The organism is Streptomyces sp. NPDC107521 (assembly GCF_055598485.1).
This window is the reverse complement of the sequence record NZ_JBVKAT010000005.1, coordinates 230,840-248,146: the sequence shown is the minus strand read 5'-3', so window position 1 is coordinate 248,146 and position 17,307 is coordinate 230,840. Positions and strand designations below refer to the sequence as shown.

13 protein-coding genes are annotated in these 17,307 nt (G+C 76.9%); 4 read left to right on the top strand and 9 right to left on the bottom strand.

The window, feature by feature from the left end:
• Positions 1-33: 33 nt before the first annotated feature.
• The 3 genes from ACZ7LB_RS10660 (at position 34) to ACZ7LB_RS10650 (ending at position 2,315) form a co-directional block, all read left to right on the top strand.
• Positions 34-849, top strand: a complete 816-nt coding sequence (locus ACZ7LB_RS10660) for an SAM-dependent methyltransferase (protein WP_471466978.1) — start codon at positions 34-36, stop codon at positions 847-849.
• Positions 850-1,116: 267 nt separating this feature from the next.
• Complete coding sequence (locus tag ACZ7LB_RS10655; RefSeq protein ID WP_471466976.1) at positions 1,117-1,845, top strand: CBS domain-containing protein; 729 nt, start codon at positions 1,117-1,119, stop codon at positions 1,843-1,845.
• Positions 1,846-1,856: 11 nt separating this feature from the next.
• Entirely contained in the window at positions 1,857-2,315 is a 459-nt protein-coding gene (locus tag ACZ7LB_RS10650; protein ID WP_471466974.1) for a universal stress protein, read from the top strand.
• Positions 2,316-2,678: 363 nt separating this feature from the next.
• Here ACZ7LB_RS10650 and ACZ7LB_RS10645 read toward each other — a convergent pair whose 3' ends face one another.
• The 9 genes from ACZ7LB_RS10645 to ACZ7LB_RS10605 all read right to left on the bottom strand — a co-directional run bounded on the left by ACZ7LB_RS10645 (position 2,679) and on the right by ACZ7LB_RS10605 (position 15,913).
• On the bottom strand, positions 2,679-3,740 hold the full coding sequence (locus ACZ7LB_RS10645) for an alcohol dehydrogenase catalytic domain-containing protein (RefSeq protein ID WP_471466972.1): 1,062 nt from the start codon (positions 3,738-3,740) through the stop codon (positions 2,679-2,681).
• 217 nt (positions 3,741-3,957) lie between these two features.
• Positions 3,958-4,980, bottom strand: coding sequence for an alcohol dehydrogenase AdhP (adhP, locus tag ACZ7LB_RS10640; protein ID WP_471466970.1), 1,023 nt, complete (start codon positions 4,978-4,980; stop codon positions 3,958-3,960).
• A 37-nt stretch (positions 4,981-5,017) separates the two neighbouring features.
• Positions 5,018-5,923: a universal stress protein gene (locus ACZ7LB_RS10635; RefSeq protein ID WP_471466968.1), complete on the bottom strand. Its 906-nt coding sequence runs from the start codon at positions 5,921-5,923 to the stop codon at positions 5,018-5,020.
• A gap of 188 nt (positions 5,924-6,111) precedes the next feature.
• Positions 6,112-9,834, bottom strand: a complete 3,723-nt coding sequence (locus ACZ7LB_RS10630; RefSeq protein WP_471467166.1) for a hydantoinase B/oxoprolinase family protein — start codon at positions 9,832-9,834, stop codon at positions 6,112-6,114.
• Between the two features lie 481 nt (positions 9,835-10,315).
• Positions 10,316-11,401 (bottom strand): enoyl-CoA hydratase/isomerase family protein, encoded by a 1,086-nt coding sequence (locus tag ACZ7LB_RS10625; RefSeq protein WP_471466966.1) that lies wholly within the window; start codon positions 11,399-11,401, stop codon positions 10,316-10,318.
• Between the two features lie 420 nt (positions 11,402-11,821).
• Entirely contained in the window at positions 11,822-12,301 is a 480-nt protein-coding gene (locus tag ACZ7LB_RS10620; protein WP_471466964.1) for an NUDIX hydrolase, read from the bottom strand.
• Between the two features lie 303 nt (positions 12,302-12,604).
• Entirely contained in the window at positions 12,605-14,236 is a 1,632-nt protein-coding gene (lnt, locus tag ACZ7LB_RS10615) for an apolipoprotein N-acyltransferase (RefSeq protein WP_471466962.1), read from the bottom strand.
• Positions 14,237-14,401: 165 nt separating this feature from the next.
• The gene (locus ACZ7LB_RS10610; RefSeq protein ID WP_471466960.1) at positions 14,402-14,947 is read right to left on the bottom strand and encodes a hypothetical protein; all 546 of its coding nucleotides are present in this window, start codon (positions 14,945-14,947) and stop codon (positions 14,402-14,404) included.
• Between the two features lie 180 nt (positions 14,948-15,127).
• Positions 15,128-15,913 carry a glutamate racemase gene (locus tag ACZ7LB_RS10605; RefSeq protein WP_471466958.1) on the bottom strand — a complete coding sequence of 262 codons (786 nt, stop codon included), beginning with the start codon at positions 15,911-15,913 and terminating at the stop codon, positions 15,128-15,130.
• A gap of 189 nt (positions 15,914-16,102) precedes the next feature.
• Between ACZ7LB_RS10605 and ACZ7LB_RS10600 the strand changes: the two genes are divergently transcribed.
• Positions 16,103-17,296, top strand: coding sequence for a glycosyltransferase (locus ACZ7LB_RS10600; RefSeq protein WP_471467164.1), 1,194 nt, complete (start codon positions 16,103-16,105; stop codon positions 17,294-17,296).
• Positions 17,297-17,307: the final 11 nt, after the last annotated feature.

Sequence of the window (17,307 nt, the reverse complement as noted above, 5' to 3'; positions counted from 1 at the left end):
GGCACCCGTGCCGCCGCTGAGAGACGGACCATCATGAGCGACCACGCACCGAAGCCCGGACCCGACGCACTCCAGAACATCGACACCTCGGTACCGCACTCGGCCCGGATCTGGAACTACTGGCTGGGCGGCAAGGACAACTACCCCGTCGACGAACAGGCCGGCGACGCCTACACCCGCGTCTTCCCCGGCATCGTCACCATCGCCCGCAGCAGCCGCGCCTTCCTGCACCGCAATCTGGCGTACCTGGTCGGCGAGGCGGGCATCCGCCAGTTCCTCGACATCGGGACCGGGCTGCCCACCGCCGACAACACCCACGAGGTGGCCCAGCGCCTCGCCCCCGAGGCGCGCATCGTCTACGTCGACAACGACCCGATGGTCCTCGCGCACGCCCGCGCGCTGCTGTACTCCACACCGCAGGGCGCGACCGCCTACATCGACGCCGACGTGCTGGACCCGGACCGGGTGCTGGCGGGCGCCGCGCAGACGCTGGACTTCTCCCGGCCCATCGGCCTCATCCTCAGCAACATCCTGGGGCACATCCCTGACTACGAGCAGGCGCGCTCGGTCGTGGCCCGGCTGGTGGCGGGCCTGCCGCCGGGCAGCCATGTGTCCATCAACGACGGCTCGCGCGGCATCGACCCGGACTTCGAGCAGGCCCAGGACGCCTACAACGAGAGCGGCGCGGCGCCGTACGTGCTGCGCACCGCCGAGGAGATCACCGGGTTCTTCGACGGCCTGGAGCTGGTGGAGCCGGGGGTCGTCCCGGTCACCCTCTGGCGCCCCTTCACCACCACGCCCGCCCCGGAGCCCATCGGCGAGCACGGGGGCCTGGCCCGCAAGCCCTGACAGCCCTCCCGGGGGGGCCGGACGGGGCACGGGCGAGGTCCCTCCGACGGGACGGGGGCCGAAGGTCCCCCACCGGTGCCCGAGTGGCCCCTGGTGCCGCGCCCGCGCGGGGAGGACGCTGCCGTCAGGGAGGCACCGGCGGGAGCGGGGCCCCGCGCGCGGGGGCGGGCGGGGCCCGGGGGTCCGGCGGAGCGGCCGTGGCCGGTCCCGGTGCGCCGGCCACCGGCACCCGACGCCACCGGGCGCAACCGACACCCTGGAGGAATCGTGTACGGCAGTCCTCGCCCCGTGAGCGACGTGATGACGCGGGCGGCCGTGGCCGTCGGCCGTGACACCCCGTTCAAGGACATCGTCGTCCTCATGCACCAGTGGAGGGTCAGCGCCCTTCCCGTGGTGGAGGGCGAGGGGGTGGTGATCGGCGTCGTCTCCGAGGCCGACCTGCTGCCCAAGGAGGAGTTCCGGGACGGCGACCCGGACCGGTTCACCCAGTTGCGCCGCCTGGCCGACCTGGCCAGGGCCGGGGCCCGGACCGCGGCCGAGCTGATGACCTCCCCCGCCGTCACCGTCGGCCCCGGCGCCACCCTCGCCCGCGCGGCCCGGCTCATGGCCGAGCACCGGGTCAAACGCCTGCCGGTGGTGGACGACAGGGGCCTGCTCCGGGGCATCGTCAGCCGGGCCGACCTGCTCAAGGGCTTCCTGCGGGACGACGGCGAACTCGTCGAGGAGATCCGCCGGGAGGTCGTCGCGCCGCTCTTCCCCGGGCCCGCCGAGCCCGTCCGGGTGGAGGTGACCGACGGAGTCGTCACCCTGGCCGGGCGGGTCCGGGACACCTCGCTGGTGCCGGTCGCGGCCCGTCTGGCACGGGCCGTGGAGGGCGTCGTCGACGTGGACTGGCGGACCGGGGACGAGGAGGACGGCGCGGCGGTCGGGGGTGCCCCGACTGGCGGCGCGGCGCGGGTCCCGGCAGCGTGGACGGGAGCGGACCGCGACGTGTGAGCGAGGTGGCCATGCGACCCTCCGAGCCGGTACCACCGAGGGTGGTCGTGGGTGTGGACGGTTCCCCGTCCTCGTACACGGCGCTGCGCTGGGCGGACCGCTACGCCCGGACCGTCGGCGGCGTCGTGGAGGCGGTGCACGTCTGGGACACCCCGGCCACGGGCGGGTGGGGCGGCGCCCCCGCCATGGAGCCCGGCTTCGACCTGGAGCAGGCCCGGGAGCGCTTCTCGCGGTCGCTGAGCGCCGTCTTCCCCGACGGCCGTCCGGCCGGGATGCGCGAACTGCTCGTCGAGGGCGACCCCTCGGAGGCGCTGATCCGCGCCTCGCAGGGCGCGGAGATCCTCGTCGTGGGCCGCCGGGGGCGCGGGGCGTTCGCGCGCGCGGTGCTGGGCTCGGTCAGCCAGCGCTGCGCCCAGCACGCGGCGTGCCCGGTGGTCGTGGTGCGCGGCGAGCCGGACATGACGCGCTGACCCCGGCCGCGAGGGCGGACCGGGCGGTTCCCTTCCGCCCCGGCCCCAGCCCCCAGCCCCGGCCCCGGCCCCGCGGATTCCCGCACCTCGCGGTGGGGCACCCCGTGCCCTTGTACCCCGTGCCCCGGTACGCGCCCGCCGACCGGCCCCCTGTGAGGGCCCGTACCGGGAGGGCGCACCGGCCCCGGACTCCCGGTGCCTCCGAGCCTTTGTACCGGCCGTACGGGCCCGTCACGGGCCGCGCCGCCGGTTCCCGGGAGGCGTCCGCGCCGCCCGTGCCCCGGGCGCCGACGGGCGGCCGTGAGCGCCGGCCCTACCGGTGCCCGCCGGTCCCATCGGCGACACCGGCGGACCCGGCGGCGCTCAGGTGGCGACGATCTCGCGCCGGGGCTCCCCGAGCACCACCTTCAGCGCTCCCGTGCGCGCGGCGTTGGCGAACACGTCGTACGCCTCCTCCATGCGGTCGAGCGGGAAGGTGTGGGTGACCATCGGGCCGGTGGGCAGCCGGTCCGCGGCGGCCATGCGCAGCAGGGTCGGGGTGGTGCGGGTGTCGACCAGGCCGGTGGTGACCGTCAGGTTCCTGATCCAGAGGTCCTCCAGGTGCAGGGTGGCGGGCGCGCCGTGCACGCCCACGTTGGCGACGCGCCCGCCGGGCCGCACCACGCGGGTGCACAGCTCGAAGGTCTCCGGCAGGCCCACCGCCTCGACGGCCGTGTCGGCGCCGAGCCCCCCGGTGAGGTCCGCGACGAGCTGGCCGGGGTCCTCGCGGGCGTCGGCCACCGCGTCGGCGCCGAAGGCCCTGGCGGCCTCCAGCCGGGGCTCGGCCACGTCGACGGCGATGACGCGTTCCGGGGCGAAGAGGCGGGCCGTGGCGATGGCGGCCAGCCCCACCGGCCCGGCGCCGACCACCACGACCGTGTCGCCGGGGCCCACCCGTCCGTTCAGCACGCCGACCTCGTAGGCGGTCGGGAGGATGTCGGCCAGCAGCACCGCGTCCCGGTCGGTGACGGTGCTGGGCAGGGGGTGGAGGGAGAGGTCGGCGAAGGGCACCCGGACGAACTCGGCCTGGGTGCCGTCGACGGTGTGGCCGAGGACCCAGCCCCCGCCGCCGAGGCACTGCCCGTAAGCGCCCTCGCGGCAGTAGCGGCAGCGCCCGCAGGGGCTGACGCAGGAGACCAGGACCCGGTCGCCGGGGCGTACGGTGCGCACGTCCCGGCCCACTTCGACGATCTCGCCGACCGCCTCGTGGCCGAGGACCCGGCCGGGCCGGACCGCGGGCACGTCGCCCTTGAGGATGTGCAGGTCGGTTCCGCAGATGGTGACGGTGTCGACGCGGACGATCGCGTCGCCGGGCCCGTCGAGGCCCGGGTCGGGGACCTCCTCCCAGGCGGACCGTCCGGGTGCGTGGAAGACGTGCGCCTTCATGCTGGCCCCTCTCGCTGTGGGCCGGCGGCCTCCGGTTCCGCGGACGGCGGGGTGCGCGGGCGCGGGTCCGGCGGGGGCCGGCGGGGATCACCTCACCCGTCCAGCTTGTCGCACCCGGCGGGATTCGGCTCGGGAGGGACCGCGCGCCCGCCCGGACCGGCCGCGGGGGCGGACCGGTCCGGGCGGGCGCGGAAGGGGCGGGCAGGGGGCCCGGGGCTCAGCCGGACCCGGTGAGGTCGAAGACGATCCGGGCCGTGACGGCACCCCGCAGCACCTCGTCGACGGACTCGTTGACGGCGGTGAGCGGGCGGGTCTCGCGGACGACCCGGGTGCGGCCCGCCGCGTGCAGCCGGAACACCTCCGCGAGGTCCTGCCGGGTGCCGACGATGGAGCCGATCACCGAGGTGCCGTTGAGGACGGTGTCGAAGATCGGCACCTGGAGGGTGCCGTGCGCGGGCATGGCGACCATGACGAGCTTGCCGCCGCGCCGCAGTCCCTTGTTGACCGCCTCGAAGGCGCCCTGGTTCACGGCCAGGGCGAGGGCGACGTGGGCGCCGCCGTGCCGCTTCAGCTCCGCGCCGACGTCCTGGGTGCGGGCGTCGATGACGATGTCGGCGCCCAGGTCGCGGGCGAGCGCCAGCTTGTCGTCGGTGACATCGACGGCCGCGACCGTGGCCCCGGCGATCTTCGCGTACTGCACCGCCAGGTGCCCGAGCCCGCCGACCCCGGAGACGGCGACGAGCTGGGCGGGGGCCACCCCGGCGACCTTCAGCGCCTTGTAGGTGGTGACCCCGGCGCAGGTCAGCGGGGCGGCGTCGAGAGGGTCGACGCCGTCGGGCACGGGCTGGGCGAAGTCGGCCCAGGCGAGCATCTTCTCGGCGTACCCGCCGTCGTGGGAGTAGCCGGTGTTGAGCTGGCTCTCGCAGAGCGTCTCCCAGCCGGACAGGCAGTGCTCGCACCGCCCGCAGGCCCGGCCCAGCCAGGGCACCGCGACGCGCTGTCCGACGCCGAGGTGGGTGACGCCGTCGCCCAGTTCCTCGACGATGCCGACGCCCTCGTGGCCGGGGACGAACGGCGGGCTGGGCCTGACGGGCCAGTCGCCGTGCGCGGCGTGGATGTCGGTGTGGCACAGCCCGCACGCCTCGACTCGCACCCGGACCTGGCCGGGGCCGGGCCGGGGGTCGGGGCGCTCCTCGATGACGAGGGGCTCGCCGAACTTCTGGACGACGGCTGCCTTCATGGCGTGTCGCTCCTCTCGCTGGGCGCCGGGCCGCGGCTCACTCGTGCGCGACGACGGCGACGGGGACGGTGGAGTGGTGCATCACCGCGTGGGCGACGGAACCGATGTGGATGCCGAAGGGGCGCCTGCGGCGGCGCCGTCCGACCACCACCAGGGAGGCGTCACGGGCGGCTTCGATGAGCTGCCGGGCGGGGCTGCCGAGGCGGGACACCTCGGTGACCGGGACGTCGGGGTACTTCTGCCGCCAGGGGTGCAGCAGGCCGGTGAGTTCGGCGGCCTGCTGCCGGGCGGCCTCGTCGCTCGCGTCCACTCCGGCGGCCAGGCTGTAGGCGTAGTAGGGCGAGAGGTTCCAGCCGTGGACGACGTAGAGGCCGGTGCCGCGGCGCCGTGCCTCGTCCAGGGCGAAGGCGAGCGGCGCCTCGGCGGGCCGGGCGAGGTCGATGCCGACCACGACGGGGCGGAAGGCGGTGGCGGCGGAGGGGATGCCGGTGGCGTCCATGACGTGCTCGTCGGCGGCCCGGGTCCCGGTGCGCACCAGCACCACCGGCGCCTCGGCGCGGGCGACCACCGCCTGTCCGACGGAGCCGACGAGGAAGCCGCCGAGCCCGCTGAGCGCCCGGGAGCCGAGGACCAGCAGATCGGCCTCGGCGGCGGCCTCCACCAGGACGTCGACGGGGGTGCCGGGGCGCTGCTCGGTGCGCACCTCGACGGCGGGGTGGCGCAGCCGCAGGCCCTCGGCGGACTCGCGGGGGATGCGCTCGCTCCAGTGCTGGAGGGTCTCGGCACCGGGCAGCGGGGCCTGTGCCACGGGCTCCGGCAGCGGGTGCGGTACGTGGAGCAGGGTGACCGGCAGGTCGCGCAGGACCGCCTCGCGCGCCGCCCACTCGGCGGCGGCCCGGCTCTCGGGCGATCCGTCGAGTCCTACGGTGATCGTGCGGGGCATGGTGCCCACCTCCTGTGTCCGGTTGTGCCGCGCTGCCAGCCTCTCGCGCGACGGGGGCCCCGGGCAGGGGCCGCTGGTCCCGGTCCGGGGCCGACCGGCCCTCCTCCGGGGGCCGTCCGGTACCGTCCGCCGCCGGGACCCCTACCCGGGAAGCGGCGGGCGACTCCCCCGGCGGCCCGCGTCGCCGCTCACCCGGGGTCCTCCGGCGGCGGGCTGCCGTAGCCGCCGCCGCCGGGGGTGAGCAGGACGAACACGTCACCGGGGCGCACCGCCACGGAGTCGCGGCCCGCCATGGGGACGACGGTGCCGTCCGCGCGCTCGACGTGGTGGGAGCCGAGGGCGCCCGGGGAGCCGCCGGCCATCCCGTAGGGCGGGATCCTGCGGTGCCCGGCGAGCACGCTGACCGTCATCGCCTCGCGGAAGCGGATCCGGCGGCGCACCCCGTCGCCGCCGTGCCGGCGGCCGGCGCCGCCGCTGCCCCGGCGCACGGAGAACTCCTCGACCAGGACGGGCAGCCGCAGCTCCAGCACCTCGGGGTCGGTCAGCCGGGAGTTGGTCATGTGGGTCTGGACGGCGGACGCGCCGTCGAAGTCGGGGCCCGCTCCGGCGCCCGAGGCGACCGTCTCGTAGTACTGGTGGCGGGCGTTGCCGAAGGTCACGTTGTTCATGGTGCCGCTGCCCTCCGCCTGGGCGCCGAGGGCCGCGTAGAGGGCGCCGGTGACGGCCTGCGAGGTCTCCACGTTGCCGGCGACGATGGCGGCCGGCGGGACGGGGGCGAGCAGGCAGCCCTCCGGGGTGATGACGCGCAGGGGGCGCAGGCAGCCGTCGTTGAGCGGGATGTCCTGGGCGATGAGGGTCCGGAAGACGTAGAGCACGGCGGCGGTGGCGACCGCGGACGGGGCGTTGAGGTTGGAGTCGAGCTGGGGCGAGGTGCCGGTGAAGTCGACGGTGGCGCGGCGTCCGGCGCGGTCGACGTCGACCCGGACGGCGATCACCGCTCCGGAGTCGGTCTCGTAGCGGTGGGTCCCGCCGGTGAGGGTGTCGAGCGCGCCGCGCACGGCCTCCTCGGCGTTGTCCTGGACGTGGCGCATGTAGGCGCGGACCACGTCGAGTCCGAAGTGCCGGATCATGCGGCCCACTTCGTCGACGCCCTTGGCGTTGGCGGCGGTCTGGGCGCGCAGGTCGGCGAGGTTGGTCGCCGGGTCGCGGGAGGGGTGGCGGGCCCCGGTGAGCAGGGCGAGCGTCTCCTCCTCGCGGAGCCTGCCGTCCTGCACCAGCAGCCAGTTGTCGAGGAGGACGCCCTCGTCCTCGATGCTGCGGCTGTCGGCGGGCATGGAGCCGGGGGTGAGTCCGCCGATCTCGGCGTGGTGGCCGCGGGAGGCGACGTGGAACAGCAGGCGGCCGGCGTGCGGTGTGCCGGGTTCCCCGAAGACGGGGGTGACGACGGTGATGTCCGGCAGATGGGTGCCGCCGTGGTAGGGGTCGTTGACGGCGTAGGAGTCACCGGGCCGCATGGTCCCGGCGCGGCGGCGGACGATCTCGCGCACGGCGGTCCCCATCGAGCCGAGGTGGACGGGGATGTGGGGGGCGTTGGCGACGAGGTGCCCCTCGGGGTCGAACAGGGCGCAGGAGAAGTCCAGCCGCTCCTTGATGTTGACGGACTGGGCGGTGGCGGCGAGTCGGGCGCCCATCTGCTCGGCGACGGAGACGAACTGGCTGTTGAAGATCTCCAGCATGACGGGGTCGGCCCCGGTGCCGACGTCCTCGGCGGGGAGGGCGGTGGTGCGGGTCAGCCGGAGGTGGCCGGAGCCGGTGACGGCCGCCTGCCAGCCGGGGTCGACGACGGTGGTCGCGTTGGCCTCGGTGATGACGGCGGGCCCGGCCAGCACCGCGCCGGGGCGCAGCCGTTCGCGTGCGCGCAGCGGTACGTCGTGCCAGGCGCCCCGGAGGTGGAGGCGGGTGGTGGCCCCGGCCTCGTCCCCTCCGGTGCCGTCCTCCCGGGGTTCCCGCCGTCCGGTGCCCTCCCCCGGGGAGCCGTCGTGGCCGGGGGAGGGCGGCCGGTCGAGGGTCCGGTCGGAGGTCTCGTGGGGACTGCGGCCGGTCGGCGGGGTGTCCGGGCGGGCGAGGTCGGGGTGGGGGCTCGTTCCCCGGCCCTCGACGGAGAGGGCGTCGACCACGACCGGGCGGTCGAGCAGGAAGGAGTAGAGCGCCCGGTGGCGTTCGGTGAACTCCCGTGCCATCGCCCCGGGTCCGGCCAGCGCCACGGTCACGGGCGTGTCGGTGCCGTCGTAGCGCAGGCGCGCGGCGCGGGTGACGCGGACGTGCGCGCGGGGGACCTCCTGGTCGGCCAGGACGGCGCGGGCGTCGGCCTCCAGCCGGTCGGCGGCGGCGTTCACCTCGGCCATGTGGGCCCGGTCCAGGGGGAGTTCCAGGGACCGCTCGTGCACCGTGGTGACGTCGGCGAGTCCGATGCCGACGGCGGAGAGCACCCCGGCGAAGGGCGGTACGAGGACGGTGCGGATGCCGAGGGAGTCGGCGACGGCGCAGGCGTGCTGGCCGCCGGCGCCGCCGAAGCAGGTCAGGGCGTACTCGCGGATGTCGTGGCCCCGGTGGACGGAGATGCGCTTGACGGCGGCGGAGACATGGGTGACGGCCACGCGCAGGAACCCCTCGGCGACCTCCTCGGGGGTGCGCCGGTCGCCGGTGGCGGCGCGGATGCGGGCGGCGAGCCGGGTGAACTCCCGCCGCACGACGGCCTCGTCGAGCGGCTGGTCGCCGCCGGGGCCGAAGACGTGGGGGAAGCGGGCGGGCGGGACGCGGCCGAGCATCACGTTGGCGTCGGTGACGGTCAGCGGTCCGCCCTGGCGGTAGCAGGCGGGACCGGGGCGGGCACCGGCGGAGTCGGGGCCGACGCGGTAGCGGCCGTGGTCGAAGCGGAGCACGGAGCCGCCGCCGGCGGCGACGGTGTGCAGGTCGAGCATCGGCACCTGGAGGCGGACCCCGGCGATCTCGGTGACCGACACGCGCTCCAGTTCACCAGCGTGGTGCGAGACGTCGGTGGAGGTGCCGCCCATGTCGAAGCCCACGACGCGGTCGTGTCCCGCCAGCCGGGAGAGGGCGGCCATGCCGACGACGCCGCCGGCCGGGCCGGACAGGACGGCGTTGGTGCCCCGGAAGTGCTCCGCGGCGGCCAGTCCCCCGTTGGACTGCATGAACGCCAGCCGGACACCCGCGAGTTCACGGGAGACCCGGTGGACGTAGCGGTGCAGGACCGGGGAGAGGTGGGCGTCGGCGACGGCGGTCCCGCCGCGCGGCACGAGCCGGGTGAGCGGGCCGACGTCGCTGGACAGGGAGACCTGGGTGAAGCCCACCGCGGCGGCGAGTTCGCCGACGGCCCGTTCGTGCGCGGGGTGCAGGGCGCTGTGCAGGCAGACCACGGCGACGCTGCGGATGCCGTCGTCGTGGGCCCGGCGCAGCTCGGGGGCGAGGGAGTCGAGGTCGGGCGGGCGGAGCACCTCGCCCTCGGCGGTGACGCGTTCGTCGACCTCGGTCACCCGCTCGTACAGGACCTCGGGGAGGTCGATGCCGCGGGCGAAGAGGTGGGGTCGGTTCTGGTAGCCGATGCGCAGGGCGTCGCGGAAGCCGCGGGTGATCACCAGGAGGGTGCGTTCCCCCGAGCGCTCCAGCAGGGCGTTGGTGGCCACGGTGGTGCCCATGCGGACGCTGTGCACGGCGGCGGCGGGGACCGGTTCGCCGGGGGCCAGTCCGAGCAGGCGCCGGATGCCCTCGACGGCCGCGTCGGGGTAGTGGTCCGGGTTCTCGGAGAGCAGCTTCAGCGCCCTCAGCCCGCCGTCGGGCGCCTGGGCCACGATGTCGGTGAAGGTGCCGCCCCGGTCGATCCAGAACCGGATACCGGGCCGCTCACCTCGGGACGGGCCGGGCGACGGGGCTGCGGCGGACGGTGACGCCGTGTCGGCGGACGGTCCGGCGGGGACCGGTGGCGGCCCGGCGGAGGGCGGTGCGCCGGTGGGCGGCGGTGCGCCGTCGGGGGGTGTCCCCGCGGTGGACGGTGTGTCCGGGGACGGAGCGCTGCCGGGCATCCCCACGTCCTCCCTTCCGCTGCCCCCCGGCCGCCCCCGCCTGGGGACATCGTCCCAACGGCACCCGGGTTCCGCATGTCGCGGCGGTGTGCCGGGGCCGGGCGGACACCCGGCCGCGGCGGTGTGCCGGGGCCGGGCGGACACCCGGCCGCGGCGGTGTGCCGGGGCCGGGCGGACACCCGGGCCGACCGTCCGACGGCTCCGCCACCGGGCGGGGTGCCGACGCCGGGAGAAGGGTGCGGCCGGGAGGAGGCCGCGGGGGCGGGAAGGAGGGCCGGCGGCGACGGTCCCGTCAGCCGGTCTCCGCTCCGCTCCGGGGGGCGGTGCCGGGGGCGAGGCCGAGTTCGCGGGGGCCGAGGGGCCGGAAGAACCGCTCCACGTCGGCCCCGGCGACCTCCTCCAGGGTGGCGGGCGACCAGCGCGGTGTCCGGTCCTTGTCGATGACCTGGGCCCGGATGCCCTCGACCAGGTCGGGGAGGGCGAAGGCGGCCAGGGAGACCCGGTACTCCTGGTCGAGGACCGGTTCCAGCGAGCCGAGCCGCCGTGCCCGGCGCAGAGCGGCCAGGGTCACCTTGAGCGCGGTGGGCGACCGGGTGAGCAGGGTCTCGGCGGCCGCCCCGGCCTCGGGATCGCCGTGGGCGCGGAGGCGCCGGACGATCTCCTCGACCGTGTCGGCGGAGTAGCAGGCGTCGATCCAGGGGCGCCGCCGGGCCAGTGCGCCGGGCGGCGGGGCCTGGGTGTGGCGGGCCAGCGCCGCCGGTACGGGGGACCCGGCCAGGTCGTCGAGGAGCGGCCCGAGGGAGGCGGAGGGCACGTGGTGGTCGGCCAGTCCGCAGAGCAGGGCGTCCGCGGCGCCGACCGGCAGGCCGGTGAGGGCGAGGTGGGTGCCCAGTTCGCCGGGTGCGCGGGCGAGCAGATGGGTGCCGCCCACGTCGGGGACGAAGCCGATGCCCGTCTCCGGCATGGCGACGCGGGAGCGCTCGGTGACGATCCGCACGCTGCCATGGGCGGAGACGCCGACGCCGCCGCCCATCACGATCCCGTCCATGACGGCGACGTACGGCTTGGGATAGCGGGCGATACGGGCGTTGAGACGGTACTCGTCGCGCCAGAAGGCCGCGGTCGCGCTGCCGTCGCCGTCCCGGGCGTCGCCGTGGATGGCGCGGATGTCACCGCCCGCGCACAGCCCCCGCTCCCCCGCCCCGGTGAGGACCACGGCCTCCACCGCCGGATCGCGCTCCCACGCGGTGAGGACCGCGTCGAGACGGCGGACCATGGCGTGGGTGAGGGCGTTGATCGCCCCGGGCCGGTTGAGGACGACCCGGCCGGTCCGTCCCTCGGTGTGCGCCAGGACGTGGTCGCTCCCGCCGCCGCTCATCCGTGGGCCTCCGTCCGGCCGCCGTCCGTGGTGACGCGCATGGTCTCGGTCTCCTTCCGGGCCGCGGTGCATCTCGCGGGTCCGGACGATCCTCTCAGCGCGGCGTCCTCCGGCGTCGAGGGGGCCACCGGTACGGCGGGACGGGGCCGTCGGAGGGGACGTTCGGACGAACCGGCGAAGGCCGCGGCTCCGGCGCGCGTGAGCCGCGCCCGTCGGTGTCACGGCCACCCGTTGGCACGGATGCCACTCCGGGCAGGCGGCCCCCCGCGCGGCATCGGGCGGCGGCCGGGACCGCGCGGGGCGCCAGGGGCGGCCGGAGCCACCCGGCGGTGGCGGGCGGCGCCCGGGAGCCCCGTCAGGCGGCTGCCGAGCCGCGCCGCCCCCTCCCGCCCCTGCCTGGTCGCCCCGCCGGGGCGGGGATCACGGGGTGGTGGCGGATTCGAACCACACGGGGGCGTCGGACAGCGCCTGCTTGATCCGGAAGCGGCCGAACTCGTTGAGGTCCGGCAGGGCGTCCACGGCGAACCAGCCGACCTCCAGCGACTCGTCGTCGTTGACCCGGGCCTCGCCGCCGACGGCACGGCAGCGGAACGTGGTGTCCATGAACTGGCAGACGTCCCCGTTGTCGTAGGTGACCGGGCTGAGCGCCTGGATCAGGACCACCCGCTCGACGACGCACCGCACCGCCGTCTCCTCCTCCACCTCGCGCACCGCGCAGACGGCGGGCTGCTCCCCCGGGTCCGGGATGCCGCCGATCAGCGCCCACCGCCCGGTGTCGGACCGCCGGCCCAGCAGCACTCTGCCCTCGTCGTCGAAGACGACCGCGGTGACTCCGGGGAGCCAGAGCAGATGGTGACCGGCGTGGGCGCGGATGGTGTGGATGAAGTCGGGCGTAGGCATGGTCCCGACCCTAACGGGCCGTCCGGCGGCGGCCGGCCGGGCACGGGGGCGTGGAGCGGGGCGTACGACGTCACTTCGCGGGCGTGCGGCGGGGCGTACGTCCCGGGAGCGCGTGCACGGGACGGGGCGCGCGACGCGTCACCGCGCCCTCCGCCCGGCAACACCCCGCGCCCCGCCCTGGGGCACCGCGCGCCCCCGCCCTGCGGTACGCCGTCGTCCGGCACCGCGACGCCGGACGACGGCGCCCGCGCCCCGCAGGCACGGGCGGTCACCGGCGGTGCGGGCGGGCGCCCGGCCGTGCCGCTACGCGGACGGGCCCGGCGTCCCGGTCCCGGCGCGCCGCGCGCGGACGGCGCGGCTGACGGCCAGGCCGACGCCGGCCGCGGCGACCAGGACGAGCGCGATCTCCGGCAGCACCCCCAGCCGGGTGGCGGGCGTCAGGGAGGAGCGCAGCGGCACCTCCTGGACCAGGGAGTCGGCCACGAACATGCCGGTCCGCTGGGTGATCCGGCCGTCCGGCATGATGATCGCGCTGACGCCGCTGGTCACCGGCACGGTGACGGTGCGGCTGTGCTCGACCGCCCGGACGCGGGACATGGCGAGCTGCTGGTGGGTCATCTCGCTGCGGTCGAAGGTCGCGTTGTTGCTCGGCACCGAGATGAGCTGGGCGCCGTCGGTGACCTCGGAGCGCACCGCCCAGTCGAAGGCCGCCTCGTAGCAGGTGACCAGGCCGACCCTGGTGCCCGCCATGGTGAACACGCCCGGCTCGGTGCCCCGGGTGAAGTCCTGGCGGACCATGCCGGTCCACTCGTCGTTGAGGGCGCCGATGAGCGAGCGCAGCGGCAGGTACTCGCCGAACGGCTGGATCTGCCGCTTGTCGTAGGTGTCGGTGGGGCCCTTCTCGGGGTCCCACAGGATCTGCTCGTTGAGCTGCTTGCCGTCCCGCTCGACGACGGCGCCGACCGAGATCGGCACCCCGACGGCCTTCGCCGCCCGGTCGATGACGTGGCGGGCGTCCGGGTTGGCGAAGGGGTCGATGTCGGAGGAGTTCTCCGGCCAGAGGACGAAGTCGGGGCGGGGGACGCGGCCCGCCCCGATCTCGGCGGCCAGCCGCTCCGTCTCGCGCGCGTGGTAGTCCAGCACGGCCCGGCGCTGGGCGTTGAAGTCGAGACCGGCGCGCGGCACGTTGCCCTGGACGACGGCGACCGTCGCGGTGCCGTCCTCGGCCCGGTCGCTGACCAGCGGCCGGGCGGCCAGGGCCGCGAGGAGGGGCACCGCCAGGGCGAGCAGGGCGGCCGCCGCGGCGCCCCGCCGTACGGCGCCGGTGCGGCGGGCCAGGAGGGCGAGGCGGACCGCCTCGAAGAGGCCGAAGCCGCACAGGACCACGGCGAAGCCCAGGACGGGGGTGCCGCCCACCGCGGCGAGCGGCAGGAAGACGCCCTCGGCCTGGCCGAACGCGATCTTGCCCCAGGGGAAGCCCTCGAACGGCACGCGCGCCCGGGCGGCCTCCCCGGCGGTCCAGAGGGCGGCGGCCCACACCGGCCGGGCCGGCAGCCGGGACACGGCCGCGATCCCCGCGCCGACCAGTGCGAGGAAGACCGCCTCGACCGCGACCAGGGCCAGCCAGGGCACCGGGCCGACCTCCACGCCGGTCCAGACGAGCAGCGGCAGCAGGAAGCCGAGGCCGAAGAGGTATCCGAGGCCGAAGCCCGCCTTCCAGGTGCGGCCGCGCAGTGCCCAGCCGAGACCGGCGAGGGCGGGCAGGGCCAGCCACCACACGGTGCGCGGCGGGAAGCTGACGTAGAGCAGCACTCCGGACAGGGCGGCCACGGAGGCCGGCAGCACGCGCCGCAGCCGTCGGGCGGCGCGGGATCCGGGCGCGGCCTGCGGTTCCGAGGGGTCCGGGGTGCCGACGGGGATTGCGGTGGCGGTCACCCCGGGAGTGTACGGTGCGTGACATCGCGCCCGGCAACACGGTCCGTGAGGGGCACCGGCGGTGACCGTCCCGGCACGGGGCCGCGGCACCGGTGCGGGACCGGCGGGGCGGCCCGGGAGGGCCGGGGCCGGATCAGGGGCGCGGGCCGGACCGGGGGCGGCGGATCAGAGGACCGGCCCCGGGCTCCTCGGGCGCAGCAGGCCGGTGATGACCCGGACGGCGGACTCCGCGTCGTCGACGGTGATCGTCAGGGTGTGCCCGTCCCACAGCCGCAGGATCATGCCCTCGCCCCGCCGCACCACGACGGCCGTGCCCTTCTCGGGCCTCCAGCGGTAGCCCCAGCCGCCCCAGTGGCGGGGGGTGACGTGGGGGACGAACTCGGCGCCGGCCACGTCGGAGAGGGGGATGCGGCGGCGGGGCACGCCGATGTGGCCGCAGCGGACCTCCAGGCACTCCTCGTCGACCCGGAGCGCCACGTGGACGAAGGCCAGGGTGCCGTAGAGGACGAGGAGCCCGGCGGCGATGCAGCCGACCACGGCCATGGCGAGCGGGGCGACCCCGGACTCCCAGGCCGAGTCGACGGCCAGGGCGATGCCGAGGGCCAGGCAGGCGGCGCCGGTGAGGGCCAGGAACCACTGGGCCCTGTTGGTGGCGCGTCCGGTCCAGATGTGCGGGGGGCGGGGGGCCTTCTCGCCGGGGCGATGCCTCATGGAAGACGAGGTTACCCACGTTTCGCCCCGTGTGTGCGGCGTCGCGGAACGTGACTGCGCCAACCGGGGCGTCCCCGGCCGGGGCGGGCCGGACCGGGTTCGCGCCGGGCTCCGGGCGCGACGGGCGGGGCCGGACCGGGCGGGCGGGGCCGGACCGGGCAGGCGGGGCGGACCGGGCGGTCAGTGCGCCGGGGCGACCGCGTGCAGCAGCCGTCCCTCCGCGTAGGCGAGCGCCGCGTCGGGCAGGGTGCCCTCGCGTCCGCTGAGCAGCACGGTGAGGGTGCCCCCGGCGGGCGCGCCGGGCTCGGGCCGGACGCCGAGGCGGCGCAGCGCCTGGGCGGCGACCGCCCCGGCGGAGCCGTGCAGGGCCGGCGGCGGGGAGCCGGGGCGGCGCAGGGCGGCGCGGATGCGCTCGGCGACCAGCTCGTAATGGGTGCAGCCGAGGACGACGGTCGTCACGTCCTCGGGGGTCAGGGCGGCCGCGGCGGCGACGGCGGCGGCGACGGCCGCCCCGTCGGCGTGCTCGACGGCCTCCGCGAGCCCGTGGCAGGGCACCTCGGTGACCCGGGTCCCGTCGGCGAAGTCCGCGATGAGGCCGCGCTGGTAGGGGCTGCCGGTGGTGGCGGGGGTCGCCCAGATCGCCACCGGTCCGCCGCCGGCCGCGGCGGGCTTGATCGCCGGGACGGTGCCGACGACCGGCAGTCCGGGCTCGTGCCGGGCGCGCAGCGCGGACAGGGCGTGCACGGTGGCGGTGTTGCAGCCGACGATCAGGGCGTCCGGGGCGTGCGCGGCGGCTGCCTCGGCGACGGCCAGGGCGCGCCCGGTGAGGTCCTCGACGGAGCGCGGCCCCCAGGGCATGCCGTCGGGGTCGAGGGAGAGGACGAGATCGGCGTCGGGCCGCAGCCGCCGTACCGCGGAGGTGGCCGCCAGCAGACCGATTCCGGAGTCCATGAGCGCGATCTTCACTCCGCCACGATAGACGATGCGCCGCCGCGGCCCGGGGCCGTGCGGCAGACTGCGCACGTGAGCGCCGACGTGTGGACCGCCCTTCCGACCGCCCTCGCCCCGCCGCCCGCCCCGCCCCCCGGGGCGGGCGCGGCCGGTCCGTCCGCCGCGGCCGACGTGGCCGCCTCGCTCGCCGCGGCGCCGCCGTCCGTGGCGTCCGCGGTGGCCGTCCTGTCGCTCGCCGTCTGGCTGTGGCTGCTGCTCGGGCAGGGCTTCTTCTGGCGGACGGACGTCCGGCTGCCCGAGGGGGAGGAGCCCGCCGAGTGGCCGCCGGTGTGCGTGGTGGTCCCGGCGCGCGACGAGGCCGGGGTGCTGCCCGCGAGCCTGCCGTCGCTGCTCGCGCAGGACTACCCGGGGCGCGCCGAGGTGTTCCTCGTCGACGACGGGAGCACGGACGGCACCGGGGAGCTGGCCCGGGAGCTGGCGCGGCGGACCGGCGGGCTGCCGCTGACCGTCTCCTCGCCCGGGGAGCCGCCCCCGGGCTGGACGGGCAAGCTCTGGGCGGTGCGGCACGGCATCGCGCTGGCCCGCGCGCGGGAGCCCGGGTTCCTGCTGCTGACGGACGCGGACATCGCCCACGCGCCGGACGGTCTGCGCCGCCTGGTCGCGGCGGCCGGGCCCGGCGGCTTCGACGTGGTCTCGCAGATGGCCCGGCTGCGCGTGGAGAGCCCGTGGGAGCGGCTGGTGGTGCCGGCCTTCGTGTACTTCTTCGCCCAGCTCTACCCGTTCCGGTGGATCGCCGGGCGCCCGGGGCGCGACGGGCGGGTGGGGACGACCCGGACGGCCGCGGCGGCGGGCGGCTGTGTGCTGCTGCGGACCCGGGCCGCCGAGCGGGCGCGGATCCCGGACTCCATCCGGCACGCCGTGATCGACGACGTGGCCCTCGCCCGCGCCGTCAAGGGCAGCGGCGGCCGGGTCTGGCTGGGGCTGGCCGACGGGGTGGACAGCGTGCGGCCGTATCCGCGCCTGGGCGACCTCTGGCGGATGGTCTCGCGCAGCGCCTACGCGCAGCTGCGGCACAGTCCGCCGCTGCTCGCGGGCACGGTGCTCGGCCTGGCGCTGGTGTATCTGGTGCCGCCCGCGGCGGTCGTGGCGGGCGCGGCGGGGGGCGGCGCGGCCGTCGCGGTGCCGGGCGGCGCCGCGTGGCTGGTGATGGCGGCGACGTACGTGCCGATGCTGCGGTACTACGGGCAGCCCTGGTGGCTCGCCCCGCTGCTGCCGTTCACCGCGCTGCTGTACCTGCTGATGACGGTCGACTCGGCGGTGCTGCACTACCGGGGGCGCGGCGCGGCGTGGAAGGGCCGCACCTACTCCCGGCCCGGCGCCCTGCCCGACGAGGGCTGAGCACCGGGGCG

Bases quoted from the DNA above. Each gene is read 5' to 3' on its own strand.
- ACZ7LB_RS10650 (WP_471466974.1), top strand. From the start codon at position 1,857: ATGCGACCCTCCGAGCCGGTACCACCGAGGGTGGTCGTGGGTGTGGAC.
- ACZ7LB_RS10645 (WP_471466972.1), bottom strand. From the start codon at position 3,740: ATGAAGGCGCACGTCTTCCACGCACCCGGACGGTCCGCCTGGGAGGAG.
- ACZ7LB_RS10620 (WP_471466964.1), bottom strand. From the start codon at position 12,301: ATGCCTACGCCCGACTTCATCCACACCATCCGCGCCCACGCCGGTCAC.
- ACZ7LB_RS10660 (WP_471466978.1), top strand. From the start codon at position 34: ATGAGCGACCACGCACCGAAGCCCGGACCCGACGCACTCCAGAACATC.
- ACZ7LB_RS10625 (WP_471466966.1), bottom strand. From the start codon at position 11,401: ATGAGCGGCGGCGGGAGCGACCACGTCCTGGCGCACACCGAGGGACGG.
- adhP (WP_471466970.1), bottom strand. From the start codon at position 4,980: ATGAAGGCAGCCGTCGTCCAGAAGTTCGGCGAGCCCCTCGTCATCGAG.
- ACZ7LB_RS10635 (WP_471466968.1), bottom strand. From the start codon at position 5,923: ATGCCCCGCACGATCACCGTAGGACTCGACGGATCGCCCGAGAGCCGG.
- ACZ7LB_RS10610 (WP_471466960.1), bottom strand. From the start codon at position 14,947: ATGAGGCATCGCCCCGGCGAGAAGGCCCCCCGCCCCCCGCACATCTGG.